Annotated in this window: 23 protein-coding genes; 16 read left to right on the plus strand and 7 right to left on the minus strand. The window is 74.7% G+C overall.

Annotation, left to right across the window (positions count from 1 at the left end; all coding sequences use genetic code 11):
• Positions 1-190: 190 nt before the first annotated feature.
• The 14 genes from NF338_RS15725 (at position 191) to uca (ending at position 16,577) form a co-directional block, all read left to right on the plus strand.
• A complete protein-coding gene (locus NF338_RS15725; RefSeq protein ID WP_264031638.1) occupies positions 191-493 on the plus strand; it encodes an urease subunit gamma in 303 nt (100 codons plus the stop codon).
• A 50-nt stretch (positions 494-543) separates the two neighbouring features.
• The gene (gene ureB / locus NF338_RS15730; RefSeq protein WP_264031639.1) at positions 544-1,002 is read left to right on the plus strand and encodes an urease subunit beta; all 459 of its coding nucleotides are present in this window, start codon (positions 544-546) and stop codon (positions 1,000-1,002) included.
• Positions 1,003-1,006: 4 nt separating this feature from the next.
• Positions 1,007-2,725 carry an urease subunit alpha gene (locus tag NF338_RS15735; RefSeq protein WP_264031641.1) on the plus strand — a complete coding sequence of 573 codons (1,719 nt, stop codon included), beginning with the start codon at positions 1,007-1,009 and terminating at the stop codon, positions 2,723-2,725.
• Positions 2,726-2,728: 3 nt separating this feature from the next.
• On the plus strand, positions 2,729-3,646 hold the full coding sequence (locus tag NF338_RS15740; protein ID WP_264031643.1) for an urease accessory UreF family protein: 918 nt from the start codon (positions 2,729-2,731) through the stop codon (positions 3,644-3,646).
• On the plus strand, positions 3,639-4,457 hold the full coding sequence (gene ureG / locus NF338_RS15745; protein WP_264031644.1) for an urease accessory protein UreG: 819 nt from the start codon (positions 3,639-3,641) through the stop codon (positions 4,455-4,457). Before NF338_RS15740 ends, ureG begins: the two co-directional genes overlap by 8 nt.
• 22 nt (positions 4,458-4,479) lie before the next feature.
• Positions 4,480-5,481 (plus strand): urease accessory protein UreD, encoded by a 1,002-nt coding sequence (locus NF338_RS15750; RefSeq protein WP_264031645.1) that lies wholly within the window; start codon positions 4,480-4,482, stop codon positions 5,479-5,481.
• 1 nt (position 5,482) lies between these two features.
• Complete coding sequence (locus NF338_RS15755) at positions 5,483-6,529, plus strand: energy-coupling factor ABC transporter permease (protein ID WP_264031646.1); 1,047 nt, start codon at positions 5,483-5,485, stop codon at positions 6,527-6,529.
• Between the two features lie 223 nt (positions 6,530-6,752).
• Positions 6,753-8,018 (plus strand): urea ABC transporter substrate-binding protein, encoded by a 1,266-nt coding sequence (gene urtA / locus NF338_RS15760; RefSeq protein ID WP_264031647.1) that lies wholly within the window; start codon positions 6,753-6,755, stop codon positions 8,016-8,018.
• A gap of 117 nt (positions 8,019-8,135) precedes the next feature.
• The gene (gene urtB / locus NF338_RS15765) at positions 8,136-9,020 is read left to right on the plus strand and encodes an urea ABC transporter permease subunit UrtB (protein WP_087469816.1); all 885 of its coding nucleotides are present in this window, start codon (positions 8,136-8,138) and stop codon (positions 9,018-9,020) included.
• On the plus strand, positions 9,017-10,267 hold the full coding sequence (gene urtC / locus NF338_RS15770; protein ID WP_264031648.1) for an urea ABC transporter permease subunit UrtC: 1,251 nt from the start codon (positions 9,017-9,019) through the stop codon (positions 10,265-10,267). The genes urtB and urtC overlap by 4 nt, the downstream gene beginning before the upstream one ends.
• Positions 10,264-11,184 (plus strand): urea ABC transporter ATP-binding protein UrtD, encoded by a 921-nt coding sequence (gene urtD / locus NF338_RS15775; protein WP_264031649.1) that lies wholly within the window; start codon positions 10,264-10,266, stop codon positions 11,182-11,184. Before urtC ends, urtD begins: the two co-directional genes overlap by 4 nt.
• Positions 11,184-11,876, plus strand: a complete 693-nt coding sequence (gene urtE, locus NF338_RS15780; protein WP_087469813.1) for an urea ABC transporter ATP-binding subunit UrtE — start codon at positions 11,184-11,186, stop codon at positions 11,874-11,876. Before urtD ends, urtE begins: the two co-directional genes overlap by 1 nt.
• A gap of 72 nt (positions 11,877-11,948) precedes the next feature.
• Positions 11,949-12,647, plus strand: coding sequence for a GntR family transcriptional regulator (locus tag NF338_RS15785; protein WP_264031650.1), 699 nt, complete (start codon positions 11,949-11,951; stop codon positions 12,645-12,647).
• Positions 12,648-12,857: 210 nt separating this feature from the next.
• Positions 12,858-16,577, plus strand: a complete 3,720-nt coding sequence (gene uca / locus NF338_RS15790) for an urea carboxylase (protein ID WP_264031651.1) — start codon at positions 12,858-12,860, stop codon at positions 16,575-16,577.
• Positions 16,578-16,603: 26 nt separating this feature from the next.
• Here uca and NF338_RS15795 read toward each other — a convergent pair whose 3' ends face one another.
• The 4 genes from NF338_RS15795 to NF338_RS15810 form a co-directional block, all read right to left on the minus strand.
• The gene (locus tag NF338_RS15795; RefSeq protein WP_087472516.1) at positions 16,604-16,897 is read right to left on the minus strand and encodes a WXG100 family type VII secretion target; all 294 of its coding nucleotides are present in this window, start codon (positions 16,895-16,897) and stop codon (positions 16,604-16,606) included.
• Between the two features lie 125 nt (positions 16,898-17,022).
• On the minus strand, positions 17,023-17,754 hold the full coding sequence (locus NF338_RS15800; RefSeq protein ID WP_264031652.1) for a hypothetical protein: 732 nt from the start codon (positions 17,752-17,754) through the stop codon (positions 17,023-17,025).
• A gap of 248 nt (positions 17,755-18,002) precedes the next feature.
• Positions 18,003-19,712, minus strand: a complete 1,710-nt coding sequence (locus tag NF338_RS15805) for a sensor histidine kinase (RefSeq protein WP_264031653.1) — start codon at positions 19,710-19,712, stop codon at positions 18,003-18,005.
• A complete protein-coding gene (locus tag NF338_RS15810) occupies positions 19,709-20,452 on the minus strand; it encodes a response regulator transcription factor (RefSeq protein ID WP_087469808.1) in 744 nt (247 codons plus the stop codon). Before NF338_RS15810 ends, NF338_RS15805 begins: the two co-directional genes overlap by 4 nt.
• Before the next feature lie 115 nt (positions 20,453-20,567).
• Between NF338_RS15810 and NF338_RS15815 the strand changes: the two genes are divergently transcribed.
• Entirely contained in the window at positions 20,568-21,797 is a 1,230-nt protein-coding gene (locus NF338_RS15815; RefSeq protein ID WP_264031654.1) for a winged helix DNA-binding domain-containing protein, read from the plus strand.
• A gap of 82 nt (positions 21,798-21,879) precedes the next feature.
• Here NF338_RS15815 and NF338_RS15820 read toward each other — a convergent pair whose 3' ends face one another.
• On the minus strand, positions 21,880-22,479 hold the full coding sequence (locus tag NF338_RS15820) for an NYN domain-containing protein (protein ID WP_264031655.1): 600 nt from the start codon (positions 22,477-22,479) through the stop codon (positions 21,880-21,882).
• Between the two features lie 92 nt (positions 22,480-22,571).
• Here NF338_RS15820 and NF338_RS15825 point away from each other — a divergent pair, with 92 nt between their 5' ends.
• Complete coding sequence (locus tag NF338_RS15825; RefSeq protein ID WP_264031656.1) at positions 22,572-23,339, plus strand: type 1 glutamine amidotransferase; 768 nt, start codon at positions 22,572-22,574, stop codon at positions 23,337-23,339.
• Between the two features lie 47 nt (positions 23,340-23,386).
• Here NF338_RS15825 and NF338_RS15830 read toward each other — a convergent pair whose 3' ends face one another.
• Together NF338_RS15830 and NF338_RS15835 are read right to left on the minus strand one after the other, a co-directional pair.
• A complete protein-coding gene (locus tag NF338_RS15830; RefSeq protein ID WP_087469805.1) occupies positions 23,387-24,190 on the minus strand; it encodes a PspA/IM30 family protein in 804 nt (267 codons plus the stop codon).
• Between the two features lie 67 nt (positions 24,191-24,257).
• Positions 24,258-26,324: a TPM domain-containing protein gene (locus NF338_RS15835; protein ID WP_264031657.1), complete on the minus strand. Its 2,067-nt coding sequence runs from the start codon at positions 26,322-26,324 to the stop codon at positions 24,258-24,260.
• Between the last annotated feature and the right edge of the window lie 112 nt (positions 26,325-26,436).

Genomic DNA, 26,436 nt, shown 5'->3' on the forward strand with positions numbered 1-26,436 from the left:
ACCCTCTCCCGGCCTGGCCGGGAGGTCGCAGGACATCGAAGGCCGTCGGCCGGGTTCGCCCGGTCGGCGGCCTTCGTCGTGCCCGCGGTCGGTGGTCCTGACGGACGTCGCGCCCGGGGATCGTCGCGGTACACGGACGTATAACGCGGTGTATACACGCCGGAAACGAACACGCGGCAGGATCGCCGCCATGCACCTGACGCCCGCGGACACCGAGAAGCTGCTGCTCGCCGTCGCGGGCATGGTCGCGCGCGACCGGCGCGCGCGCGGCGTGCTGCTCAACTACCCCGAGACGGTCGCCCTGCTCACCACGTGGGTGATCGAGCGGGCACGAGAGGGAGCGAGCGTCGAGGAGCTCATGGTCTCCGGCCGCGAGGTGCTCGGCCGCGACGAGGTGATGGTCGGGGTCGCGGAGATGCTGCCCGACGTCCAGGTCGAGGCGACCTTCCCCGACGGGCGCAAGCTCGTCACCATCCACCAGCCGATCGCCTGACCCGGCCCGGTCCGGCGCACGCACGAGGCTCAGCGAGAGCGAGGCGACACATGGCAGGCATCAGCACGAGCGGTCCGGGCGCGGTCCGGCTGAAGCGGGGGGCCGAGGACGTGCCCGTCGTCCTCAACGCCGACCGCACGGACGACGAGCGCGTGACGCTGGTCGTGACGAACACCGGGGACCGCCCGGTCCAGATCGGCTCCCACCTGCACCTTCCGGACGCCAACGCCGCGCTCGCGTTCGACCGCACCGCCGCGCACGGGTTCCGGCTCGACGTCCCGTCCGGCACGTCGCGCCGCTTCGAGCCGGGCGCGTCGGCGGAGGTCGAGGCCGTCGCCCTCCGGGGCCGACGCCGCGTACCGGGCCTCCAGCGCGGCAAGCCTGACGGCGGGTCGCTGGACCGCGCGACCGAGCCTGCCGAACCCGGGGTCGCTCCCCAGGATCCGGCGGACGTGGGGAGAGACCCCGGGTTCGGCACGCGGAGCACGACCACTCCTGAGGAGGACTGACGCAATGGTCGCGATCTCGCGCGAGCGTTATGTCGCGCTGTACGGGCCGACGGCGGGCGACCAGGTGCGCCTCGGCGACACCGACCTGTGGATCGAGGTCGAGGAGGACCGCACGTTCGGGGGCGAGGAGGTGGTCTTCGGCGGCGGCAAGTCGATCCGCGAGTCCATGGCGCAGGGGTCGACGACCCGCGCCGAGGGTGCGCTCGACACGGTGGTCACGAACGCCGTCGTGCTGGACTGGTGGGGGATCGTCAAGGCGGACGTCGGGATCCGGGACGGGCGGATCGTCGCGCTCGGCCGCGCGGGCAACCCCGACGTCGCGGACGGCGTCCACCCGGACCTGCACATCGGGCCGAGCACGGACGTCGTGAGCGGCGAGGGCAAGATCCTCACCGCGGGCGGCATCGACTCGCACGTGCACCTCATCTCGCCGTCGCAGGTGGTCGAGGCGCTCGCGACGGGCATCACGACCGTCGCGGGCGGCGGCACCGGGCCGAGCGAGGGCACCAAGGCCACGACCGTCACGCCGGGCGCGTGGCACCTCGAGGCGATCCACCGCTCGCTCGACAGGCTCCCCGTGAACGTGCTGCTGCTCGGCAAGGGCAACACCGTGAGCGCCGAGGGGCTGCGTGAGCAGGCCATGGCGGGGGCGGGCGGCTACAAGGTCCACGAGGACTGGGGATCGACGCCGGCCGCGATCGACGCGGCCCTGCAGGCCGCCGAGGACTGGGGCCTGCAGGTCGCGCTGCACTCGGACTCGCTCAACGAGGCCGGGTTCGTCGAGTCGACGCTGCGCGCGATCGGCGGCCGCTCGATCCACGCGTTCCACGCCGAGGGCGCGGGCGGCGGGCACGCGCCCGACATCCTCACCGTCGCGAGCCACCCGAACGTCATCCCCGGCTCGACCAACCCGACCCTCCCGCACACCGTCAACACCGTCGCCGAGCACCTCGACATGCTCATGGTGTGCCACCACCTCAACCCGCAGGTCGCGGAGGACCTCGCGTTCGCGGAGTCGCGCATCCGCGGCACGACGATCGCCGCCGAGGACGTGCTCCACGACCTGGGTGCCATGTCCATCACGTCGTCCGACGCGCAGGCCATGGGCCGCATCGGCGAGGTGGTCACGCGCACGTGGCAGGTCGCGCACGTCATGAAGGCGCGGCGCGGCGCGCACCCCGGCGGCGCGCGCGGGCCGGAGCTGCCGGCGGACAACCTGCGCGCTCGCCGGTACGTCGCGAAGTACACGATCAACCCGGCGGTCGCGCACGGGATCGACGCGTACGTCGGGTCGGTCGAGCCGGGCAAGGTCGCCGACCTCGTGCTGTGGGAGCCCAAGTTCTTCGGGATCCGGCCCAGCGTCGTCATGAAGGGCGGCGCGCTCGTGTGGGGCGCGCTCGGCGACCCCAACGCGTCCATCCCCTCGCCCCAGCCCGTGCTCATGCGCCCGGCGCTCGCCGACGCCATCGGCGCGGACGTGTCCATGTCGTTCGTCTCGCCCGCCGCGCTCGACGACGGCCTGGAGGAACGGCTCGGGCTCGCCCGGCAGCTCCTCCCGGTCGCGGACACGCGCGGCGTCGGCAAGGCGCAGATGAAGAACAACGACTACCTCCCGCAGATCGACATCGACCCGGAGTCCTTCGCGATCGAGGTCGACGGCGAGCTCGTCGTCCCCGCGCCCGCCGACCGGCTGCCCCTCGCGCAGCTCTACTCGCTGTTCTGAGCCATGCGCGAGACGCCGGAGGTCCAGGAGGGGCGCGCGGAGCTCATGCTCGCGCTGCTCGCGGACGCGCGGCTGCCGACCGGCGGGCACACGCAGTCCGCGGGCCTCGAGCCCGCGCTGCGGGCGGGGATGCCGGCGACGAGCGTGCCCGACTACGTGCGCGCGCGCCTCGCCACGGTCACCCGTGTCGAGGCGGCGACGGCGGTCGTCGCGCGGTACGTGGCGCTCGCGGCCGGTCCAGTGCCCGACGGCGCGGGGTCGCCGCGCGCGGGTGGTGCGCCGTCCGCGGGACATGACGGCGTGGCGCCCGGCGGCGTGGTGTCCGCGGCGCACGACCTCGCCGACACGTGGCTCGCCTGGGCGGCCCGGACGCCGTCGCCCGCGCTGCGCGAGACGTCGCAGCGGCTGGGGCGCGGCTACCTGCGGCTGCTGCGCCGCCTGTGGGCAGGGCATCCCGCGGTCACCGCGCTGGACGAGGCTGCGGTGCTCGTCGCCGACGCGCGTCGCGCCGACGGGTCGCCCGACCCGGGCGCGGGCACCCCGTCCGCCGAGCGAGCACCGTCGGGCACCGGGCCGGGCCCGGGTGGCCGGGCGGCGACGGGCCGCCGGGGGCCGCAGCCCCCGCGACCCGTCGTGCTCGGCGTGACGGCCGCGTGCGCGGGGCTGTCGGCGCGGCAGGTCGCGCGCCTCGTCGGGTACGAGGACGTGCAGACCGTCGCTGCGGCGACGCTCAAGCTCGAGCCGGTCGACCCGGTCGTCGCGACGGGCTGGGTGGTCGCCGCCCAGCCAGTGATCGACGCGCTCGCCCACGACGTCGCCCACCTGACCGACCCCCGCGCGATCCCTGCGCACGGCGCACCGCTCGTCGAGCAGTGGGCCGAGATCCACGCCCGCACCACCGAGAGGCTGTTCAGTGCCTGATCAGACGACCCCCACCAGCACGCGTTCCCTGCGACTCGGCGTCGCCGGCCCCGTCGGCACGGGCAAGAGCTCGCTCATCGCGCTCCTGTGCCGCGAGCTGTCCGGCGTGCTGCAGCTCGGCGTCATCACCAACGACATCTACACCGACGAGGACGCGCGCTTCCTCCGCTCCGCGGGCGTGCTCGACCCCGAGCGCATCCGCGCCGTCGAGACCGGCGCCTGCCCGCACACCGCCATCCGTGACGACGTGACCGCCAACCTGCTCGCCGTCGAGGACCTCGAGGAGGACTTCGCGCCGCTCGACGTCGTGCTCGTCGAGTCGGGCGGCGACAACCTCACCGCCACCTTCTCGCCCGCGCTCGTCGACGCGCAGATCTTCGTGCTCGACGTCGCGGGCGGCGGGGACGTCGCGCGCAAGGGCGGGCCGGGCATCGCTCGGGCGGACCTGCTCGTCGTCAACAAGACGGACCTCGCGCCCTACGTGGGCGTCGACGTGCCGCGGATGGTCCTCGACGCGACGGCCGCGCGCGACGGCGCCCCGGTGCTCGCCCTCTCACGCCTCGACCGCGAGTCGATCGACGCGCTCACCACGTGGGTGCAGACCCTGCTCGCCGCGCACCGCGCGGGCGCCCACGTGCCGCAGGACCCGGGTCCGATGGCGCCGCACTTCCACGCGGACGAGGAGGGCAACGGCTTCCTCCACACGCACGAGGAGGGCGACGCGTCGCACGCCCACGGGCACGACCACCCCCACGCCGACGAGCACGGCGACGCAGCCGCGGAGCCGGTGGCCGCCGTCGGGCGCGACTGAGGCCCGGGGCGACGAGACGCTGATGGACGACGTGACGCGCGTCGGCGCGTACCGGGAGGCGGGTCGCGTGCGGTGCGACCTGCGCCCCGGCGCGCTCAGCCCGCGCGTCCTGTCCACGGGGCCGGGCGTCGCCCGGGTCGCGCTCGTCGCGACGCGTGCGCTGCTCCTCGGGGGCGACCGCGTGCGGGTCGAGGTGCACGTGGGGGAGGGCGTCGAGCTCGAGCTCGTCGAGGTGTCGGGCACCGTCGCGTACGCCGGGCGCGGCCGGTCGGCCTCGTGGGACGTGGACGTGCGGGTCGACGCCGGTGGGCTCCTCGTGTGGGACGCGCTGCCGTTCGTCGTGGCGGACGGGGCCGACGTCGAGCGCACCACGCGCGTGTCGCTCGCCGACGGCGGAGCGCGGGGTGAGCGGGGCGTCGCGCTGCTGCGCGAGACCCTCGTCCTGGGCCGCACGGGCGAGGTGGGCGGCCGGCTGCGATCACGCACGCGAGTCGACCTTTCGGCGCCCGGTGCCACCCGGACACCCGCCGTCGTCGAGAGGACCGGTGAGTCCGCGGCGCCGGACGGGTCGTTCCCCGCATGGCAGGGAGACCCGAGGCGCCCGAGGTGCGCACGAGAGCTCTTCGTCGAGGACCTCGACCTCGGCGACGACCGCGCGCTGCCCGGGATCCTCGGCGACGTGCGCGTCGTCGACTCGGTGCTGTGCCTCGGCACCCGGCCGCCGACGCCGGTCCCGGTCCCCGACGCGCCCGCGGTGCCGTCCCGCTCGGCAGGTCCACGCGTGGCTTCGGGGCCGCTGCGGCTCGACCTCGACGGACCCGGCGCGATCGGCCGCCACCTCGGCGCGAGCACCCACGACGCCGGGATCGACGCCGTCGTGGCGGCCTGGACGACGGCGGTGCGTCGCGCGCACGCCGCCCGCGCCGCCGACCGACCCGATGACGCGCCGCGGCCCGCCCGGGCCGCGCCGTCGACCACCGACCACACCGACCGCCGCACGACACTGCTGACGACAGGAGCCTGACATGCACGTCCCCGACCACTTCCTCGACGACCCCACGTCGGCGACGACCGCCGTCGTCTCCCTCGCCGCCGTCGGCTACGCCGCGTACCGGGCGCGCGAGGACCTCACCCCGCGGCGCATCGCCCTCACGGCGGCGACGACCGGCTTCGTCTTCGCCGTCCAGATGCTCAACTACCCCGTCGAGGCGGGCACGAGCGGGCACCTCATGGGCGGGGCGCTCGCCGCCGCGCTCGTCGGGCCGTGGCTCGGCGTGCTGTCCGTGACGCTCGTGCTGCTGGTGCAGGCGCTCGTGTTCGCCGACGGCGGGATCACCGCGCTGGGCACGAACGTGCTGCTCATGGCGGTGGTCGGGACGCTCGTCGGCTGGGCGGTGACCCGCGTGGTGCTGCGGCTGACGCGCGGACGGGGTGCTGCGGCGGCTGCCGGGGCGGGGGCGCTCGCGAGCGTGCCCGTGTCCGCGGCGGTGTTCGCCGGGCTGTTCGCCGTCGGCGGGACCGTGCCGGTGCCGGTGGGCGAGCTCGTCGGCCAGATGCTCTCCGTGCACGCGGTGATCGGGCTCGGCGAGGCGCTCATCACGGCGGGCGTCGTCGGCCTCGTGCTCGCTGTCGCCCCGGGAGTCGCGGCCATCGAGGGCGTGGCACGACCTGCGGCGAGCCGTGTCGTCGGGCCCGACGCCGTGGCCTCGCCGGGTACGGCTGTCTCGCCTGGTTCCACGTCGCTCGCGGCGGCCCCGGCGGGCGCGGTGCGGCGTGCGGTGCTCGCGCTCGGGTCGGGCGCGCTGCTCGCCGCGGTCGTCGTGTCGTCGTTCGCCGCGGCGACGCCTGACGGCCTCGAGGCGACGGCCGAGTCGGTCGGCTTCGCCGACGCGGCGCGCGACCACGCGTTCGCGGGGATGCCGCTCGCCGACTACGGCGAGGCCGGCGGGATCTTCGTCGGCGTTGCGGGTCTCGTGGGCGTGGCCCTCGTCGTCGCGCTCACGGCCGGGCTCCTCACCGCCGCCCTGCGCGCAACCGCCCGCCGCCGCGCGGCGACCGCACCGGCCGCGTGACCGGATCGTGACCGCGTGACACGTGCCGTTAACAGGACGGGCAGATCGGCCGAAACACGGCGTCACTAGCGTCGACATCAGTGGGCACCACCCCGGGCACATGAACGTATACATGCCTGTACCCGGTGCTCGCGGCGAGCGACCGCCTGCCTGGCGGCCGCCGGCCTCCTGCTGAGAAACCTGCGGAGAACTCCGCTGTGCGAACCTCGCTGAAAGGACTCTCGTGACACCTTCACGCGCCACGACCCGTCTCGCCCCGGCTGCCGCTCTCGTCGTCCTCGCGCTCACGCTCACCGCGTGCGGTGCGAAGACGGAGAGCGGCGACGGCGCGGGCGCCGCGACCAGCGCCGCCGAGAGCTGCGTCGACACCTCTGGCGACACCGTCAAGATCGGCTTCCTCAACTCGCTCTCCGGCACCATGGCGATCTCCGAGCAGACGGTCGCCGACTCGCTCGCCCTCGCGGCGGAGGAGATCAACGCCGACGGCGGCGTGCTCGGCAAGCAGCTCGAGATCGTCCAGGAGGACGGCCAGTCCGAGCCCACGGTCTTCGCGGAGAAGGCGGAGAAGCTCATCACGAGCGACTGCGTCGCCGCGGTGTTCGGCGGCTGGACGTCCGCCTCGCGCAAGGCGATGCTCCCCGTCTTCGAGGCGCAGGACTCGCTGCTGTTCTACCCGGTCCAGTACGAGGGCCTGGAGTCGTCGCCCAACATCTTCTACACCGGCGCGACGACGAACCAGCAGATCGTGCCCGCGCTCGACTACCTCAAGGAGCAGGGGGCGGAGTCGATCTTCCTCGTCGGCTCCGACTACGTCTTCCCGCGCACCGCGAACAAGATCATCAACGCCTACGCGGAGGCGAACGGCATCGAGGTCCTCGGCGAGGAGTACGCGCCGCTCGGCCACACCGACTTCTCCACGATCGTCAACAAGGTGAAGTCCGCCGGTGCCGACGCCGTGTTCAACACGCTCAACGGCGACTCCAACGTCGCGTTCTTCAAGGAGTACAAGAACGCCGGGCTCGGCCCGGACACCATGCCCGTCGTGTCGGTGTCGATCGCCGAGGAGGAGGTGGGCGGCGTCGGCGTCGAGAACGTCGAGGGCCAGCTCACCGCCTGGAACTACTACCAGACCCTCGACAGCCCGGAGAACGCCACGTTCGTGGACGCGTTCCAGGCGAAGTACGGCGCCGACCGCGTGACGTCCGACCCGATGGAGGCGGCGTACACGTCGCTGTACCTGTGGAAGGGCATGGTCGAGAAGGCCGAGTCGTTCGCCGTCGCCGACGTCCAGGAGGCCGCCGACGGCGTGACCTTCGACGCGCCGGAGGGCTCCGTCACCGTGAACGGCGACAACCACCACATCGCCAAGACCGCGCTCATCGGCAAGATCGGCCCCGACGGCCTCATCTACACCGAGTGGAGCTCGGGCGAGCCGATCGAGCCCGACCCGTACCTCGAGGGCTACGACTGGGCCGAGGGCCTCTCCTGACGACTTCGCCGCTCCCGACCCGCTGAGTCCGGCGGGGGCCGGGCGCACACCCCCGGCCCCCACCTCGGCGGTCACGTCACCCGTCCTGCTACGCACCCACCGGAAGGCACGACGCCCATGGATGTGCTGTTCTCGCAGCTCTTCGCGGGGCTGAGCCTCGGCTCGGTCCTGCTCCTCGCCGCCCTCGGGCTGGCGCTCACGTTCGGCCAGATGGGCGTCATCAACATGGCGCACGGCGAGTTCATGATGGCGGGTGCCTACACGGCGTTCGTCGTGCAGGGGGTCGTCGGCAACGCCGGCGTCTCGCTGCTCGTGTCGCTGCCGCTCGGGTTCCTCGTCGGTGGGCTGCTCGGGCTGCTGCTCGAGGCGACGCTGATCCACCGGATGTACAAGCGGCCGCTCGACACGCTCCTCGTCACGTGGGGCGTCGCGCTCGTGCTGCAGCAGGTCGCGCGCGACGTGTTCGGCGCCCCGAACGTGGACGTCCGCGCGCCGGCCTGGCTGAGCGGTGCCGTCGACCTGTTCGGCCTGGCCGTGCCGAAGACGCGCGTGTTCATCCTCGCGCTCGCTGTCGTCGCGGTCGTCGCGCTGGCCGTCGTGCTCAAGGTGACGCCGCTCGGGCGGCGGATCCGCGCCGTCGTGCAGAACCGTGACCTCGCGGAGGCCAGCGGCGTCTCCACGCGGACCACGGACCGCCTGACCTTCTTCATCGGCTCGGGCCTCGCCGGGATCGCGGGGGTCGCGCTCACGCTCCTCGGGTCCGTCGGCCCGACGCTCGGCACGAGCTACATCGTCGACGCGTTCCTCGTCGTCGTCGCGGGCGGCATCGGGCAGATCAAGGGCACGGTCATCGCGGCGTTCGCGCTCGGGCTGCTGCAGGCGACGTTCGAGTACTCCACGACGGCGAGCATCGCCAAGGTGCTCGTGTTCGTCGTCATCGTCGTCTTCCTCCAGGTGCGACCCCAGGGCCTCGTGTCGGTCCGGACGAGGAGCCTCGCATGAGCGCCGTCACCACCGGGAGCACGTCCCGGCTCACCGCCCTGTACCGCTCCTCGCGCGCCCGCGTGATCGTCGGTTTCGCCGTCGCGGCGGTCCTGCTGTTCGCGGTCGCGCCCGCGACCCTCTCCACGTTCCGCCTCGGCCTGCTCGGCAAGTTCCTGTGCCTCGCCATGGTCGCGGTCGGCATCGGCCTCGCGTGGGGCCGGGGTGGGATGCTCACGCTCGGGCAGGGCGTGTTCTTCGGCCTCGGCGCGTACATCATGGCGATGCACCTCAAGCTCGCCGACGCCGGGCCGGTCGAGGGATCCGGTGGCGTGCCGGACTTCATGATGCTCTACGGCTCGGGCGAGGTGCCGGGCTGGTGGGAGCCGTTCCGGTCGCCCGTCGTGACGATCCTCGCCATCGCGATCGTGCCCGCGGGCCTCGCCGCGCTGCTCGGGTTCGCCGTCTTCACGCGGCGCGTGCGCGGCGCCTACTTCGCGATCCTCTCGCAGGCGCTCGCGGCGGCGTTCGCGATCCTGCTCATCGGCCAGCAGGCGACGACGGGCGGCACCAACGGCCTCAACGGGTTCCGGTCGTTCTTCGGGTACGACCTCGCCGACCCCGTGAACAAGCGCATGCTCTTCTTCATCGCCGCCGGGGCGCTGCTCGTCATGGTCGCGATCGCGCGCCAGCTCATGGTGTCCCGGTTCGGCGAGCTGCTCGTCGCCGTGCGCGACCAGGAGAACCGCGTGCGGTTCCTCGGCTACGACCCGGCGAAGGTCAAGGTCGTCGCGTACGCCGTCGCGGCGTTCATGGCGGCCGTGGGCGGCGCGCTGTTCGTGCCGATCGTCGGGATCATCTCGCCGGCGGACGTGGGCGTCGTGCCGTCGATCGGGTTCCTCATCGGCGTCGCGATCGGAGGCCGGGCCACCCTGCTCGGCCCCGTGCTGGGCTCGATCGCCGTGAGCTGGGCGCAGACCAGCCTGTCCGAGACGTTCCCGTCCGGCTGGATCTACGCCCAGGGTGCGCTGTTCATCCTCGTCGTCGCGTTCCTGCCCGGCGGGCTCGCCGAGCTGTTCACGCGGTGGCGTCGCTCGCGCCCGGGCGCGGTGCCCGACGGCGGCGCACCCGCCCCGGCGGATGGACGTGCCTCGGACGGGAGCCACCCGGGCGCGACGCGCACGGGCGAGCCGGGCACCGGCGACCCGACCACCGAGGCACCGACCGCCGTCGACCACGACCCCGCGACCACCGGGAGGACCGCATGACCACGCACCCCACGGGACCGGCGTCCGGCTCGGGCCCCGAGGCGACCGGCGCCGCCGTCCTGGAGACCGGCGTCGCGGGCGACGGGCTCGACCTGGAGGCCGCGCAGTCCGTCCTCGGCGTCGACGACTCGCGCTTCCGGCACGACTACCTCGAGGTGCGCGGCCTGCGCGTCGAGTTCGACGGGTTCGTCGCCGTCCAAGGCGTCGACCTCACCGTCACTGCGGGGGATCTCCGGTTCCTCATCGGGCCCAACGGCGCGGGCAAGACGACGATCGTGGACGCGATCACGGGTCTCGCCAAGGCGTCAGGGTCCGTCCAGTTCGGTGGGGTCGACCTGCTCGGCCGGAAGACGCACCGCATCGCCCGCGCGGGCGTCGGGCGCACGTTCCAGACGGCGAGCGTGTTCGAGGAGCTCAGCGTCCTGCAGAACCTCGACATCGCGGCGGGCGCCGGACGGGGCCCGCTCACGCTGCTCCGGCGACGCGGCGGGACGCCCGAGGCCGTCGAGCAGGCGCTCGAGACCGTCGGGCTCGCGCACCTGCGCGACGTCCAGGCCGGCATCCTCGCGCACGGGCAGAAGCAGTGGCTCGAGGTCGGGATGCTGCTCGTCCAGGACGCGCGGCTCCTCCTGCTCGACGAGCCCGTCGCGGGCATGAGCCAGGCCGAGCGCGAGCAGACGGGCGAGCTGCTGCAGCGCATCGGCGCCCAGCGGACCGTCGTCGTCGTCGAGCACGACATGGAGTTCCTGCGGGCCTTCGCGTCCTCGGTGACCGTGCTGCACCTGGGCCAGGTGCTCGCCGAGGGCACGTACGCCGAGGTCCAGGCCGACCCGCGTGTGCAGGAGGTCTACCTGGGCAGCGCGGGCGCGACCCGCGGCGCACGACGACGCGCTACCACGAACGCCGAGGAGGCATGATGCTCGAGCTCACCGGACTGCACGCGGGCTACGGCCGGACCATGGTGCTGCACGGCGTCGACCTCACCGTGCCCGCGGGCGGTGTCGCCGCGGTGCTCGGGCACAACGGCGCCGGCAAGACGACGCTGCTGCGCACCGCGCTCGGGCTGCTCAAGGCCCGGTCGGGGAGCGTCGTGCTCGACGGCGAGGACGTCACCCGGCTGCCGACCCACCAGCGGGTGCGGCGCGGCCTCGCGTACGTGCCGCAGGGGCAGCAGTCGTTCGGCGACCTCACCGCGCGCGAGAACCTGCAGCTCGTCGCCGACACGTCGCGCGAGGGACCGCGGCGCCTCGACGAGGCGCTGGACCTCTTCCCCGCCCTGCGCGGACTGCTCGGGCGGCGCGCCGGGCTCCTGTCCGGCGGGCAGCGCCAGCAGCTCGCCATCGCGCGCGCCCTCATCACCGGCCCGCGCGTTCTCGTGCTGGACGAGCCGACGGAGGGCATCCAGCCGTCCGTCGTCACGGAGATCGAGGACGCGATCCTCACGCTCACCGACGCGGGTGGGCTCTCGGTGCTGCTCGTCGAGCAGCACGTCGGGTTCGCGCTCGGCGCCGCGCGCGACTACGTCGTCCTGCAGTCCGGGCGCGTGACGAGCCGTGGCTCGGGCGGCGAGGCGGCCGAGGAGAGCGTCCGTGCGGCGATGGCCGTGTAGGCGAGGTGCGTCGTGCGGGATGATGGCAGGGCAGGACCACGACGCACGGGCCGGACGACCAGGAGACCCCGCATGGACATCGTGACCGCGCCGGAACCCGCCGCGACCTCGCTGCGTGACGCCGTCTACACGCGGTTGCGCGCCGAGATCCTCAACGGCCGGGTGGACCCGCGCGAGCGGCTCACCGAGCCCAAGCTGAGCCGGCGGTTCGAGGTGTCGCGCACCCCCGTGCGCGAGGCGCTGTCCCGGCTCCTGTCCGACGGGCTCATCCAGCGGACCGACTTCGGGTACGCCGTCGTCGTGCCCAGCCTCGCCGAGCTGCGCGACCTGTACGAGCTGCGTGTGACGCTCGAGCTGCGCGGCGTCGAACGCATCATCGAGAACACCGAGCTGCACTACGACACCGACGCCCTGCGCGACGAGCTCGGCCGGTGGGTCGAGCTCCGCGCCGCGCCGCCGGAGCCCGACCCGAGCTTCGTGCTCTTCGACGAGCGCTTCCACACCGTGCTCTCCCGCGCCGCGGGCAACGAGCGCCTGACCGAGGCGCTCGTCGAGGTCAACGAGAAGGTGCGCGCGGTGCGCATGTACGACTTCGTCGAGTCCGAGCGCATCCGCATCACCATCGACGAGCACATCGAGATCCTCGAGCTCGCGCTCGCCGACCGCCTCCCCGAGGCCCGCACCGCGCTCCACCTGCACGTCGGCGAGTCGCTCGCCGTCGTCATGGAACGCGCGGCACGCGCGCTCTCCCGCATGGCCCTCGCCGGCTGACGGGGTCCTGCGCCGAACACATGGTCTGGGCTCCTCCTGCTCGGCCGACGCGCCGGGATCGCCCGCTCGGCCTGCCGGGTTCGCCTGTTCGGGCGTGGTGACCTGACGTCGTGCGGACGAAGCCCAGGCGGCACGGACGGGTTCTAGGCTGGGGCCGTTCTGTCCGACGGCGAGGCGCGGCCTCGTCCGCGCACCGGCCCGGGGAGGGCGATGGCTGCCACGCTGCTCGTCGCGAACCGCGGCGAGATCGCCTGCCGCGTGCTGCGCAGCGCGCGGGCGCTCGGGCTGCGCACGGTTGCGGTGCACTCCGACGCGGACCGTGGAGCGCGGCACGTCCGGCTCGCCGACGAGGCGGTGCGGATCGGCCCGGCGCCGGTCGCCGAGTCGTACGACGACGGGCGGCGGCTCCTCGACGCGGCGCTTGCCTCGGGCGCGGACGTCCTGCACCCGGGCTACGGCTTCCGTGCGGAGGACGCGGGCTTCGCCGCGGCGGTCGAGGCGTCGGGCGTCGCGTTCGCGGGCCCGACCCCGGAGCAGCTCCGCGTCCTCGGCGACAAGGCCCGCGCTCGCGCGCTCGCGCAGGAGTGCGGCCTGCGGGTGCTGCCGGGGTCGCCGGTGCTCGGCGGCCTCGAGGACGCGCTCGGGTGGGCGGAGGAGATCGGCTTCCCGCTCGTGCTCAAGGACGCCGGTGGCGGAGGCGGGACGGGCGTGCACGTGTGCCGCGACGCGGCGGGGCTCGCCGCGGCGTGGCGGCGGGAGTCGTCGCGCCCGGGGTCGTCCGGGCGGTTGTTCGTCGAGCGCCACGTCGACCGGGCACGCCACCTCGAGGTGCAGCTCTTCGGTGACGGGGCGGGCCGGGTCGTCTCGCTCGGCGACCGCGACTGCTCGCTCCAGCGCCGCCACCAGAAGGTCGTCGAGGTCGCGCCCGCGCCCGGCCTCGATCCCGGCGTGCGCGCGGCCCTGCACGACGGCGCCCGTCGCCTCGCGGCGCGGGTCGGGCTGCGCTCGGCCGCGACGCTGGAGGCACTGCTCGACGTCGGCTCCGGCGAGATCACGTTCCTCGAGGTGAACCCGCGGATCCAGGTCGAGCACACCGTGACCGAGGAGGTCACCGGCGTCGACCTGGTGGCCTGGATGCTGCGCCTCGCCCTCGGCGACACGACCGTGCTCGACGACGTGCCGCCGTCGGGACCCGCCGTCCGGGGGGCGGCGGCGCAGGCGCGCGTCTACGCCGAGGACGTGCGCCACGGGCGACCCGCCACGGGCACGCTCGCGCGATTCGACCTGGGGCCGCTCGACGAGCGCGCGGCGTCCTGGACCGACGTCCGCGTCGAGACCGGCGCGAGCGCGGGCGACGAGCTCGGTCCCGAGGCGGACCCGCTGCTCGCGAAGGTCGTCGTGCACGCGGCGTCGCACGCGCGCGCGGTCGAGGGACTGCGCGCCGCGCTCGCGGACGTCCGCGTGGACGGCCTCCCCACGAACGTCTCGCTGCTGCGCGCGGCGCTCGCCGACCCCGCCGTCGCCGAAGGATCGGCGACCACCGCCACGCTCGCGACCGTGCACGACCCGGAGCCCTGGGTCGACGTGCTCGATCCGGGCGTCCTCACGACGGTGCAGGACTGGCCGGGCCGCACCGGGTACTGGGGCGTCGGCATCCCGCCCTCGGGCCCCATGGACGACCTGTCGTTCCGCACCGGCAACCGCGCGCTCGGAAACCCCGAGGGCGCGGCGGGGCTCGAGTGCACCCTGACCGGCCCGACCCTGCAGTTCTCGCACGAGGCGACGGTGTGCGTCACCGGGGCGCCCGCGCCCGTGACGGTCGACGGCGAGCCCGTGCGGCAGTGGGTGCCCGTCGTCGTCCCCGCGGGCGGCGTGCTCGCCGTCGGCGCGCCGTACGCCGTCGGGCTGCGGACGTACGTGCTCGTCGCGGGCGGCCTGGACGCCCCGGAGTACCTCGGGTCGGCGGCGACCTTTGTCCTCGGCGCCCTCGGTGGCCCGGCCGGGCGCGCGCTCGCCGCGGGAGACGCGCTGCACCCTCGCACCGCCGGTCCCGGGACCGCGGGCCGGCCGGGCGAGGCGGCGGCGAGCGCTCCCGGGCTCGGTGCGGTGAGCGCCGTGCCGCCCGACGCCCGCCCCCGGATGGGGCACTCGTGGGAGCTCGCCGTGACGACGGGACCGCAGTCCGCGGCGCTCACCACCGCCGCGCTCGGACGGCTGCGGACGTCGTGGTGGCGCGTCCTGCCGCACGCGGACCGGACGGGCGTGCGGCTCGCCGGGCCGCCGCTGACCTGGGTGCGGCCCGACGGCGGGGACGCGGGGCTCCACCCGTCCAACGTGCTCGACAACCCGTATTCGGTGGGTGCGCTGAACATCAGCGGGGACACGCCGATCCTGCTCGGCCCGGACGGGCCGAGCCTCGGCGGCTTCGTGTGCGCGCTCACCGTCGTCGCCGGATCCCGGTGGAAGCTCGGGCAGATGCGCCCGGGCGACGTCGTACGGTTCGTGACCGTCCACGACGACGACGGCGCCGACCGGCTGCGCCGCGACGACGCCGCCCGGGCGGCAGCACGGGTGCCGACGGCGGTGCGCGCCGTCCGGGGTCGGGACGCCAGGGTCTTCACCGACGACGACGTCCGCCCCGCGGGCGGGCCGACGTCGCGCGCCGACCGGCGACCCGTGGTCCGCTACCTGCGTGGCGGCGACGACGCGGTGCTCGTGCAGTACGACGGCGGAGCGGGGATCGACCTGCAGGACCGGCTGCGCGTGCACGCCCTGGCGAGCAGTCTCGGGGCCGCGGCCCCGCCGGGCGTGCTCGACGTGACCCCGGGCGTCCGCACGCTCCACCTGCACGTCGACCCCGAGACCCTGCCCGTGACCCGGCTCGTCGGGCTGCTGCGCGAGCTGGAGGAGGACCTGCCGCCGAGCGACGAGATCGAGGTGCCGAGCCGCGTGCTCCGCCTGCCGTTGAGCTGGGACGACCCCGCGATCCGGGACGCTGTCGAGCGGTACGCCGCCGGGGTCCGGTCCGACGCGCCGTGGCTGCCGTCCAACGTCGACTTCGTCCGGCGGGCCAACGGGCTCGAGAGCGTCGAGGACGTGCGGCGCACCGTCCTCGCCGCCGAGTACCTCGTGCTCGGGCTCGGGGACGTCTACCTGGGCGCGCCGCTCGCCGTGCCGGTGGACCCGCGGCACCGCCTGCTCACCACGAAGTACACCCCGGCGCGCACCTGGACGCCGTCGGACGCCGTCGGGCTCGGCGGGGCGTTCCTCTGCGTGTACGGCATGGCGAGCCCCGGGGGCTACCAGCTCGTGGGCCGGACCGTCCCGGTCTGGTCGGCGCACGCGCAGCGTCCGCCGTTCCGCCCGGGCGTCCCGTGGCTGTTCCGGTACTTCGACCGGATCGTGTGGGAGCCGGTCGACCCGGACGAGCTCGCCGAGCGCCGCGCGGCCGCCCGGGCCGGTGTCCTGGAGGTCCCGGTCGAGGACGGCGTCTTCTCCGGCCGGGAGCACGCCGGGCTCCTCGCGCGGGAGGCGGACGAGATTGCGGCGGTGGCGGCGGCGCGCCGCGCCGCGTTCGGGCGCGAGGCCGAAGCCTGGGCGGAGGCGGGCGAGCTCGTCGGGTCCGCCGCGCGCGCGACCGCGCGCGGCGGACCTCACGGCGGCGCGACCCACATCGGCGAGGACTCCGCCGACCTCGACGACCCGGCGCGCGTCGTGCTGCGCGCCCCGCTGGGTGGTGTCGTGTGGCGCGTGGAGGCGTCCCCGGGACGGCCCGTCACGGAGGGCGCGCCCGTGGTCGTGCTCGAGGCGATGAAGCTCGAGCTGCCCGTCCTGGCGCCGTCCGACGGCATCGTCGTCGACGTCCGCGTGCGCCCGGGCGACCACGTGCGCGCGGGTGACCGGCTCGCCGTCGTGCATCTCGAGGAGTGACGCGCCGAGCGTCGCCCTCCCGTGGCCTAGCGCGTCGTGAAGAGCCGTGAGGCCTGCGACTCGGCGTCCGCGTAGGTCTGGGCGGCCGCACCGAGCGCCGCCGTGATGTCGTCGAGCGCGAGCTCGACCTGGTGCTGCGTGGTCTGCCACTGCGTCATCACGCCCGTGAAGGACGTCGCCGCACCGCCGCGCCACGACGCCTGCAGGTCGGTGAGGTGGCGCATCATGGCCCCGACCTCGGCCCGGATCGCCGTGACCGACCCGTTCACCGCCGCGCTCGCCTGGGCCACGCGTGCGCTGTCGACCTCGTACCGGCTCATGTCGTCCTCCGTCGTCTCGTCGGCCCGCGGACCGCCCTGCACACGGCGGGCGCCGGTGCGACGACGACGCTAGCCACGAGACGCGTGGCGCTGCGGGCAGCGACGGCGTCCCTGTGGACGACGGATCAGGAGGTGGGACCTGTGGACGGCGTCGACGCCTCTGCCAGCTTGAGCTGCTCCTTGCGCAGCCGCTGCAGCTCCGCGTCGAGGTTCTGCCGCGCGGGCTCCTCCCACGCCGCCCCGAGCGGGCTCGAGAAGAGCGAGCGGCGGTCGAGCAGCTTCGTGAGGATCGCGATGCGCGCCCGCACGTAGTCGGGCTTCGGGATGTGCGCGTACTCGTCGCGCACGTCCTTGAGGTACTCCTTGTAGCGCTGCGGCTCCGCGGCGAGCATCGCGAGGTCGGCGTCGCACAGCACCGCGCAGTCGAAATCCGAGGCGTCCGGCGCGTGCCGTACGAGCGCGTTCACGAGGTACGCGACGCGGCGGACCGCCGGCTCGGGGACCCCCAGGCTCGTGAGCTCGGTGGTCGCGAGCGCGGCGCTCGCGGACTCGTCCTCGCCACCCTTGTTCGCGTACGTCGCGCGGCCCTTCGCGTCGAAGATCGCGCCGTGGTACCAGGCGGCGAGGCGCACCAGGTCGGGGTCGTGCGTCTCCTGGGAGAGCTCGTCGACCCGGCCGAGCACGTCGGCGAGGTGGCGCAGGTTGTGGAAGTGGCGGTCCGGCAGGTCCCAGCGGTCGAGCAGCCCCTGCCCGACGGCGCGGACCTCGTCGTCCGGGGCGGTCGCCCCGGCGCCGCGGGCGCTGCGGACGAACGAGGAGAGGAACCACTGCGGTGCGTCGGCGCTGTTGACGCCCATGAACTTTCGCCTTCTTCGACGGACACTTCGACGGACACGAGGAGATGACGGGGTGGTCGCCACCAGGCGTGGCGCCTGGCACGAAGGCCCCCGCGTCGCCGCGCGGCCTCACCACCAGCCTAGGTCTCGCGGGACGACCCGCCATCGTAGCCGCAGTCGGCGGTGCCTCGGGACCGTGGTGACGGCCACCGCGCGTCACGCCGGGGCGGGCCGGAGCAGACCCGCAGGTGGGGCGGGTAGCGAGCAGGTCAGGACGCGAGCGGGAGGTCCACGCGGACGGTGAGCCCGCCGCCCGTCGTCTCACGGACCGACACGCGACCCTGGTGCGCACCCACGATCGCGGCGACGATCGCCAGACCCAGGCCCGAGCCGCCCGACGCGCGGTTGCGCGACGAGTCCGCGCGGTAGAACCGCTCGAACACCCGGCCACGCTGCTCGCCGGGGACGCCCGGCCCGTGGTCGCGCACCTCGAGCACGGCGACCGCGTCGCGGGGGCCGTCCGGCGCGTCGTCAGGCGGCGTCGCGGGGCGGACCGCGCCCAGCGCGATCTCGACCGGCGTCCCCGGGGGCGTGTGGCGCGCGACGTTCCCGACGAGGTTCGCCAGCACCTGCCGCAGCCGGTCCTCGTCGCCCACGACGCGCAGGGCTCCGGGCGCCTTCGCGCCGGACCCCAGGCCCACGAGCCGGACGTCCCGGGTCGGGTCGAGCGCGTGCAGGTCCTGCGCGGAGTCGCGCGCGAGCGACACGAGGTCGACGGGCTCGTGCCGCAGGGGCCGGCCCTCGTCCAGCCGTGCGAGCGCGAGCAGGTCGTTCACGAGCGTCCCCATGCGGGTCGCCGAGTCCTCGATGCGCCCCATCGTGTCGTCGACCTTGTCCGGGGTGTCGAGCGCTCCCATCCGGTACAGCTCGCCGTACCCGCGGATCGTCGCGAGCGGCGTGCGCAGCTCGTGGCTCGCGTCGGACACGAACCGCCGCATCCGTTCCTCCGACGCCTCCTGGACCGCGAACGCCTCCTCGATCTGCGAGAGCATCGCGTTGAGCGACGCGGCCAGCGAACCCACCTCGGTCGTCGGCGGGGCCGGACGCACGCGCCGGGACAGGTCGCCCGCGGCGATGTCCGCCGCCGTCTCCTCGATCTCCCGCAGCGGGCGCAGCGCGCGGTGCACCGCGAGGTAGGCCACGGCACCGCCGACGAGCGCGATCCCCAGCGCCGAGAGCGCGAGCGCGCGGCCCAGCACCTTGACCGTCTCGTGGATGCCGGTGAGCGGGAGGGCGACGAACGCGGTGCCGCCGAGCTCGCCGCTGAACCTGTCGTAGAAGAAGAACGGCGTGACCCGCCACTCGGCGGGATCGGTGCCGCCCACGGAGCCGACGGTGAACTGCGTCCCGACCGCGTCGGCGACCTCGGGGTTCGACATCGCCGGGATGTCGGGGGTGCCGTAGCGCGAGGTCGTCTGGGGCCAGCCCAGGGCGCTGCTGTTGCCGTCGAGGTCGCGCACGAGCACGTAGTAGTCGCTCGGGAGCGAGGTCGCCGCCGCGGGCGCCTGCCGGATCGTCGAGCTGGCGACGTCCTCGGCCGAACGCTCGAGCTGCGAGTCGACCTGGCCGACCAGGTAGCTCGACACGACCGTCGTCGTGACCGCCGACGCGAGCCCGAGCCCCGCGGCCAGCAGGAGCACCGTGATCGCGACGAGCCGGGCGCGCAGCGGCACGCGCGCGAACCAGCCCCACCCCTCGGTGGGGACGGGCCGGCCGTAGGGGCGCTCCGCCGTCGGGCCCGCCTCGCCCGGCCCCGCGGACGACGACGCCTCGGAGGCCGCCTCGCCCGGCCCTGACGTCGCGGTGCCGGCCGCGGACTCGGTCGCGGTGTCGCCCGAGACGGCGCGGCGCCCCGGGGGCGGGGGAGGCGGCGGGACCGGGCGGGCGCCCGCCTCCGCGCGGTCGGGGCCGGCCGTCATGTCGTCGACGCGCCGGGGGGCTGGCGCAGCAGGTAGCCCACGCCGCGCTTGGTGTGGATGAGCGGCGGGAGCGCGACGGGCTCGCCGTCGGGGCCCGGGACGGTGAGGTTGTCGATCTTGCGACGCAGGTAGGAGATGTAGGACTCGACGATGTTCGCGTCGCCGCCCCAGTCGTACTGCCACACGTGGTCGAGGATCTGCGCCTTCGACAGCACGCGGCCCGCGTTGAGCATGAGGTAGCGCAGGAGCTTGAACTCCGTGGGGGACAGGTCGACGTCGATGCCCGCGCGGCGGACCTCGTGCGAGTCCTCGTCCATCTCCAGGTCGGCGAACCGCAGCACCGCGTCCTCGACGGGCTCGGCGTGCGTGCGGCGCAGCACCGCACGGATGCGCGCCACGACCTCCTCCAGGCTGAACGGCTTCGTCACGTAGTCGTCGCCGCCGACGGTGAGGCCGGTGATCTTGTCGCGCGTGTCGTCCTTCGCGGTGAGGAAGACGACGGGCGTGTGCTGCCCCTTCTCGCGCAGGCGGCGCGTGACGGTGAACCCGTCCATGTCCGGCAGCATGACGTCGAGCACGACGAGGTCGGGCTCGACGTCGCGCACGAGCCGCAGCGCGCTCTGCCCGTCCGCGGCGGCGTGGACCTCGAACCCGGCGAAGCGCAGGGACGTGGCCAGCAGCTCGCGGATGTTCGGCTCGTCGTCGACGACGACGAGGCGTGCCTCAGGGGTGGTGCTCATGCCTCCAGTGTCCTCCCGCGGTCTGGGAGTCGCCTGGGAGCGGGCTCCATCGGGACCCGCTCCGGAGGCGGGTTCCGCGCGGTGCGCGTGGGCGGCGTCGGGCAGGATGGCGGGCGTGCGGATCACGGTGGACCAGAGGCGACGGCGGCTCGTCGCGCAACAGCTCGCGCTCGCGACGGACCTGCCCGGACGGCCGGCGGCCCGTACTCCCGAGGACGTCGTCGACCGGCTGCTCGCGCTGCACGCCACCGACGCACCGAGCGTCTACCTCTCCGTCCTCGCGCGCGTCCCCGGCCTCGTGCTCGACGACGTCCGGGACGCCGTGTTCCGACGGCGCACCCTGGTCAAGGTGCTCGCCATGCGGCGCACGATGTTCGTAGTGCGCCGCGAGACCGTGCCCGTCGTGCACGCCGCCGCGGCGCTCGCGGTGGCCCGACGGCTGCGCGCCCGCCTGCTCAAGGAGCTCGCGACGCTGCCCACGGACCCGCCCGTCGACGACGCGGCGACCTTCCTCGCCGCCGTCGAGGCCCAGGTCCACGGCGCGCTCGCGGAGCACGGGCCGATGGACGGCGCGAGCCTGTCGAGGGCCGCGCCGCTCCTGCGCACCGCGTTCCTGCCCACCACGGACAAGACGTGGGACGTGCGCCGGACCATGACGTCCCAGCTCACAGCGCTGCTCTCGGCGGAGGGCGCGGTCGTGCGGGGCGAGCCGCGCGGGTCGTGGTCGTCCAACCGGCACGTCTGGTCGCCGGTCGAGGACTGGTTCCCGGGCGGCGTCCCCGCGATGGACGAGGCGGTCGCGCGCGCGGCGCTGGCCCGGTCCTGGCTCGAGGTGTTCGGCCCCGCGACGGTCAAGGACCTGTCATGGTGGACCGGCTGGAACCTGCGGGACACGCGCGCCGCGCTCGCGGAGCTCGACGTCGTCGCCGTCGAGGTCGAGACGGGTACGCCCGACGACCCGGCCCCGCAGGCCGGCGTGATGCTGCGCGGCACCGACCTGCCCGGCCCCGAGGAGGCTCCGCTGGAGGGGAGCGTCGCGCTCCTGCCCGCCCTCGACCCGACGACGATGGGCTGGGTCGCGCGCGACTGGTACCTGGGCCCGCACAAGGCCGCGGTCTTCGACACGATCGGCAACGCCGGCGCGACGGTCTGGTGGGAGGGCCGGATCGTCGGGGCGTGGGTCGTGCGCCCCGGAGGGGAGCCCGCGTTCCGGCTGCTCGAGGACGTGGGGTCGGACGCCGAGCGCGCCGTCGCCGAGGAGGCCGAGCGCATCGCGGCGCTCCTGGGCGGCGACGGCGTGACGGCGTCGTTCCCCACGCCGCTGTACCGCGAGCTCCACGCCTGAGGGCCACGGCCTCCCGTGAGCGCTGGGTACTCGTCGTCCCGGGAGAGCCGCGACGACGAACACCCAGCACTCAGCGGGGCGGTCAGAGGTAGCGCAGCGGGTCGAACTCCTCGAGCGGGATGATGCGCACGCGCGGCAGCACGGTCGTGAACGCCCCCGCGTGGTCCTCGAGGTCGAACACCTGCAGCCCGCGCCCCGTGAGCTCCGTGAGCCGCACGTTGACGAACTCGCGGAAGGCGAGGACGCCCACGCGGCGGTCGGGGTCGTCGAGCAGCGTCTCGACCTGCGGCAGGAAGTCGCCGTCGTGGCTCGCGAGGAGCACGTCGCCCGGCTGGTCGACGATCGCGTCCAGCATGCGCTGGATACCGATGTCCACGACCTTCTCGCTGCTCGACCCGGCGAGCGGGATCGGCCGGTAGCCCATCGCGAGCAGCGCCTGCACGAACGACATCGGCATCTGGCCCGACGACGCGTTGAGGAAGAACAGCGGCGTGACGTCCTGGCCCCAGGCCTGACGGGCGAACTCCACGATGCGGTCCCACCGTGGCCGCTCCTCCGGCGCGGGCCGGTGCCCGAGGACGTTCATGCCGAGCGTCGCGTCGATGTTCTCGCCGTCGACGACGAGATAGGTGCGGCGCGGCGTCGTCAGCGTTCGGCCGTCGGGGGTCTGGAGGTCGGACATGCTGGTCAGCCTATCCGCGCGACGGTCGCCTGCCATGTCCACGACGTGGGTGTTTGCGTCGGGGTACCCCGGAGTGGGTACCGTCGGACCTCGTGACCACGTACGACACCGACGCCACGGCCGCAACCGGAACCGTCCGGATCACGGTCGTCCAGAATTCCGCGGACGTCCGGCTGGACGCCTACGCCGACCTGCTCGCCGCCGACCTGCGGGTCGTGCGCGCGTTCGACGGCGACGCGATCCCCCCGGCGGACGCGCTCGGCGACGGCCTCGTCGTCCTCGGCGGACACATGTCCGCGCACGACGACGAGCGTGCCCCCTGGCTGCCCGCGCTGCGCGAGACTCTGCTCGCCGCGGCGACGACCGGTGTCCCGACGCTCGGCATCTGCCTCGGTGCCCAGCTCCTCGCCGTCGCCGGGGGCGGCCACGTCCAGGTGAGCGCGCCCCCGGGGCGCGAGGTTGGCGCGACCCGCGTCTTCTGGCGCGCCGACGCCGACGCCGACCCCGTGCTCTCCGCGCTCACGGGGCCCGCCGCGGGCGACGCGCCGGTGCGGTACGTGACGAGCATGCACGCCGACGCGATCGTCGACCTCCCGCCCGGCGCCGTCTGGCTCGGGTCGTCCAACATGTACCCCTACCAGGCGTTCCGCCTCGGCTCCGCGCTCGGCGTGCAGTTCCACCCGGAGACGACGCGCGCGGGCTTCGAGGCGTGGTGCGACGCGTACGACGACGTCGACACGGCGGTAGCCCTGGCCGGGTTCGACGAGCACGCGGCCGAGATCCTCGACGGCGGACGTCGCCTCGCCGAGGCGTTCGTCGCCGAGGTCCGCACGACGGTCGGGCGGAGCGTCCCGGCCTGACGCCGCCCGCCTCTACCTCGGCGGACCGGGGCTCTACCTCGCCGCGGTCACCAGTCGGAGGTCGGGGCGTCCTGGGTGGTGGTGCCGGACTCGATCGCGGGCGTGACCTGCGTGGGTGACACCTGCGGTGCGGGCGACGAGCCCTGCTTGAGGGCGGCGAGGCGTGCCTCGATCTCGACGGCCTCGCCGGACGTCTCGAGCTCGGCGAACTGGGAGTCGATGCTCGACGCCGCGACCTCGGCCTGGCCGATCGCCTGCGCCTCCTCGCGGCGCACGATCTCCTCGTAGCGGGAGATCTCGCTCGTGGGGTCGAGCACGTTGATCGAGCTGATGGCGCCCTGGACGGTCTGCTGCGCCTGAGCGCTCTTCTGGCGGGCGACGAGGGAGTCGCGCCGGGACTTCAGCTCGCCGAGCTTGTCCTTCATCATCGCGAGGCCGGACTTGAGCTTCTCCACCGACTCGCGCTGGGACGCGATGAGCGGTTCGGCCTGGCGGACCTCGCCCTCGGCGGAGATCTGCTTGCCGAGCGCGACCTTGGCGAGGTTGTCGAACTTGTCGGCGTTGGCCGTGTCGCCCTGCTGCCGATAGCGGTCGGCCTGCGCGGAGGCGGCGACGGCCTTCTGGCCCCACTCCTGGACGGCGGCGACGTCCTCGTTGTAGTCCTGCTCGGCGAGGCGCAGGTTGCCGATGGTCTGCGCGACGGCCTGCTCGGCGTCGGCGATGTTGTTCGTGTAGTCGCGCACGAGCTGGTCCAGCATCTTCTGCGGGTCCTCCGCGTTGTCCAGGAGCGCGTTGATGTTCGCGCGGGCGAGCTGCGCGATCCGTCCGAAGATGCTCTGCTTCTCCGCCATGGTCGTCCCTCTCTGGTGAGCCGTCTCGTGCTGGTCGGTGCTGTGTGCTGGTCGTTCGTCCGTCTCGTCAGAAGCGTCCGCCGCGGCCCGAGCGGCCGCCCGAGGACCGGCCGCCGGAGCGCCCGCCCGACCGGCCGCCGCCGAAGCCGCCGCCCCCGGACCCGCCGCCGAAGCTTCCGCCGCCGAACCCGCCGGACCGGCCGCCGCCTCCGCCGCCGCGCAGGATCGAGTCGAGCAGGATGCCGCCGAGCACCATGCCCCCGACGTTGCTCCCGCCACCGCCCCCGCCGCCGAACATCCCGCCGCCCTGCGACGACTGCCAGCTCGACGCGTCCTGCTGGGCGCGCTGCGCGGCGGACTGGGCCTGGGCGTCGGCCTGCTGCGCGCGCTCGAGCGCCGCGACGGGGTCGGTCGGCTGGAGGGCGCGGGCCTCGCCGAGCAGGCGGATGGCCTCCGAGAGCCGGGTGCGTGCCTCGGGCCCGACGGCGCCGCGCCGGGTCTCGATGAAGTCGTTCGTCGCGCGGACCTGCGAGTCGACGCGCGCGAGCGTGTCGCGCAGGAGCGCGTTCGCGCGCGCGGCCTGCTCGGCACGCTCGCGGAAGGGGGCGAGCGTGGCGTCGAGCGCGGCCTCGGCCTCGGTGAGGCGCCGGAGTGCGGCGAGCGGGTCTCCGCCGTCGCGTGCGGCTTCTGCCGCGGCCGCGGCGGCCTGCGCCTCCGCGAGGGCCGGGGCCACGGAAGGGTCCGCGGGGGCGAGCCGGCCGGCGTCGGCGATGTCGGACGTGATCGAGGCGAGGCCCCGGTCGAGGCGCGGGCCCGACTCGGCGAGGTCCGTGCCGGCCCGGTCGACGGCGTCGAGCAGCGTGACCGCCTGCCCGACGGCGTTCTGCGCCGCCCGGGCGAGGGCGACGGCCGCCGCCCGGTCCTTGCCGGCGAGCGCCTCGCGGCCCCGCGCGACGGACTCGCGCGCGTTCGCGACGAGTGCCTGCGCCTGGTCGGGGTTCTGCACGACGGAGGCGAGCGACGTCGGCGGGTACGTGCGGGCGAGACCTTCGAGGGTCGTGCGCGCGGGCTCGACGCGGGCGAGCACCTCGCTCGCGCGCTGGTCGGTCTCGTCGAGCACCTGCGGCGCGCGCGCCTGGAGGTCGCGCAGCTCGTCGAAGGTGCGCGACTGGGCGTCGAGGGACTGCGCGACGTCGTCGCACAGCGCGACGATGCGGGCCATCGCGTCCCGGGCCTGCGGCTCGGTCTCGGGGCGGTCGTCGTCGAGCTGCTGGCGCAGCGCGAACGCCTCGGAGACCTTCTGCTTGGCCTCGGCGAGCACCGCGGAGAACTGCTGCGTCGCCTCGAGGCCGAACTGGGCCTGGGCGAAGCCGAGCTCCTGCTCCGAGGTCTTCACGGCGTCGTCGATCGCGACGAGCGCGGCGCTCGCGCGCCGGTTGAGCTCGTCGGTGGGCAGGGCCGCGAGGCCACCCTCCGCGGGAGCCCCGCCCGAGGGCGTGCGGCGGCGTCTGGCGACCGCTCGTACGACCAGCACGACCACGAGGACGAGCACGCCGAGGCCGAGCAGGACCCAGAACCAGGACACGCCCCCGGAACCCTGGCTCGCGCCGCGCGCGACCTCGGCGGCGGCGATCGCGGCACCTGGCCAGTCGTCGTCCCGCAGCTCGTCCTCCACGGCGGCGGAGATCCGGTCCAGCTCCTGGTCGGTGAGCGACACGTTGGTGTCGTAGGAGAGCCCGTAGCGGCGGTCCTCGGTCGCGACGGCGAGGAGCAGGTCGTCCACCCCGAGCCCGGACGTGTTGGCCGTGGCGTTCGCCCAGTCGACGCCGTCCATGCCGTCGAAGCTCGGCACGTACACGACGAAGAGCTGGAGGTCGGTGTCCTGCGCGAGGCGGTCGAGCGCGTCCTGGACCTCGTCGGTCCGGTCGCCCAGGACGCCGTCGGGGTCCGTGATCTCGCCGGCGACGTCCATCGGGGGGGCGGCGTGCGCGGTCCCGGCGGGGGCCAGCAGCGCGAGCCCGGTCAGCAGCGCGACCGCCGTCAGGGCGAGGCGGGTCGCGACGAGGGCGCGGAGCGCGCGGGCGCCACGGTCCGCGGCGGCGCGGGGGAGCGAGGGACGGTGGGCCGTGCTCACGCGCCGATCCTTTCCCAGCCCCCGGGGTCCCGCAATCGCTACCGGTGGCTGCCCGCGGGCCGTCGTCGCCCGCAGACGACGGCGAGGCCCGCCTCCCCCTCGGGGAGACGGG

This window comes from Cellulosimicrobium sp. SH8 (assembly GCF_025818875.1).
Classification (GTDB): Bacteria; Actinomycetota; Actinomycetes; order Actinomycetales; family Cellulomonadaceae; genus Cellulosimicrobium; species Cellulosimicrobium cellulans_D.

What these genes read in the sequence shown, in the direction of transcription:
- NF338_RS15755 (WP_264031646.1), top strand. Translation starts at nt 5,483, where the DNA reads ATGCACGTCCCCGACCACTTCCTCGACGACCCCACGTCGGCGACGACC.
- NF338_RS15735 (WP_264031641.1), top strand. Translation starts at nt 1,007, where the DNA reads ATGGTCGCGATCTCGCGCGAGCGTTATGTCGCGCTGTACGGGCCGACG.
- NF338_RS15810 (WP_087469808.1), bottom strand. Translation starts at nt 20,452, where the DNA reads ATGAGCACCACCCCTGAGGCACGCCTCGTCGTCGTCGACGACGAGCCG.
- urtB (WP_087469816.1), top strand. Translation starts at nt 8,136, where the DNA reads ATGGATGTGCTGTTCTCGCAGCTCTTCGCGGGGCTGAGCCTCGGCTCG.
- NF338_RS15805 (WP_264031653.1), bottom strand. Translation starts at nt 19,712, where the DNA reads ATGACGGCCGGCCCCGACCGCGCGGAGGCGGGCGCCCGCCCGGTCCCG.
- NF338_RS15740 (WP_264031643.1), top strand. Translation starts at nt 2,729, where the DNA reads ATGCGCGAGACGCCGGAGGTCCAGGAGGGGCGCGCGGAGCTCATGCTC.
- NF338_RS15785 (WP_264031650.1), top strand. Translation starts at nt 11,949, where the DNA reads ATGGACATCGTGACCGCGCCGGAACCCGCCGCGACCTCGCTGCGTGAC.
- NF338_RS15820 (WP_264031655.1), bottom strand. Translation starts at nt 22,479, where the DNA reads ATGTCCGACCTCCAGACCCCCGACGGCCGAACGCTGACGACGCCGCGC.
- ureB (WP_264031639.1), top strand. Translation starts at nt 544, where the DNA reads ATGGCAGGCATCAGCACGAGCGGTCCGGGCGCGGTCCGGCTGAAGCGG.
- NF338_RS15750 (WP_264031645.1), top strand. Translation starts at nt 4,480, where the DNA reads ATGGACGACGTGACGCGCGTCGGCGCGTACCGGGAGGCGGGTCGCGTG.
- urtE (WP_087469813.1), top strand. Translation starts at nt 11,184, where the DNA reads ATGCTCGAGCTCACCGGACTGCACGCGGGCTACGGCCGGACCATGGTG.
- NF338_RS15795 (WP_087472516.1), bottom strand. Translation starts at nt 16,897, where the DNA reads ATGAGCCGGTACGAGGTCGACAGCGCACGCGTGGCCCAGGCGAGCGCG.
- uca (WP_264031651.1), top strand. Translation starts at nt 12,858, where the DNA reads ATGGCTGCCACGCTGCTCGTCGCGAACCGCGGCGAGATCGCCTGCCGC.
- NF338_RS15830 (WP_087469805.1), bottom strand. Translation starts at nt 24,190, where the DNA reads ATGGCGGAGAAGCAGAGCATCTTCGGACGGATCGCGCAGCTCGCCCGC.
- urtC (WP_264031648.1), top strand. Translation starts at nt 9,017, where the DNA reads ATGAGCGCCGTCACCACCGGGAGCACGTCCCGGCTCACCGCCCTGTAC.
- urtD (WP_264031649.1), top strand. Translation starts at nt 10,264, where the DNA reads ATGACCACGCACCCCACGGGACCGGCGTCCGGCTCGGGCCCCGAGGCG.
- NF338_RS15800 (WP_264031652.1), bottom strand. Translation starts at nt 17,754, where the DNA reads ATGGGCGTCAACAGCGCCGACGCACCGCAGTGGTTCCTCTCCTCGTTC.
- NF338_RS15725 (WP_264031638.1), top strand. Translation starts at nt 191, where the DNA reads ATGCACCTGACGCCCGCGGACACCGAGAAGCTGCTGCTCGCCGTCGCG.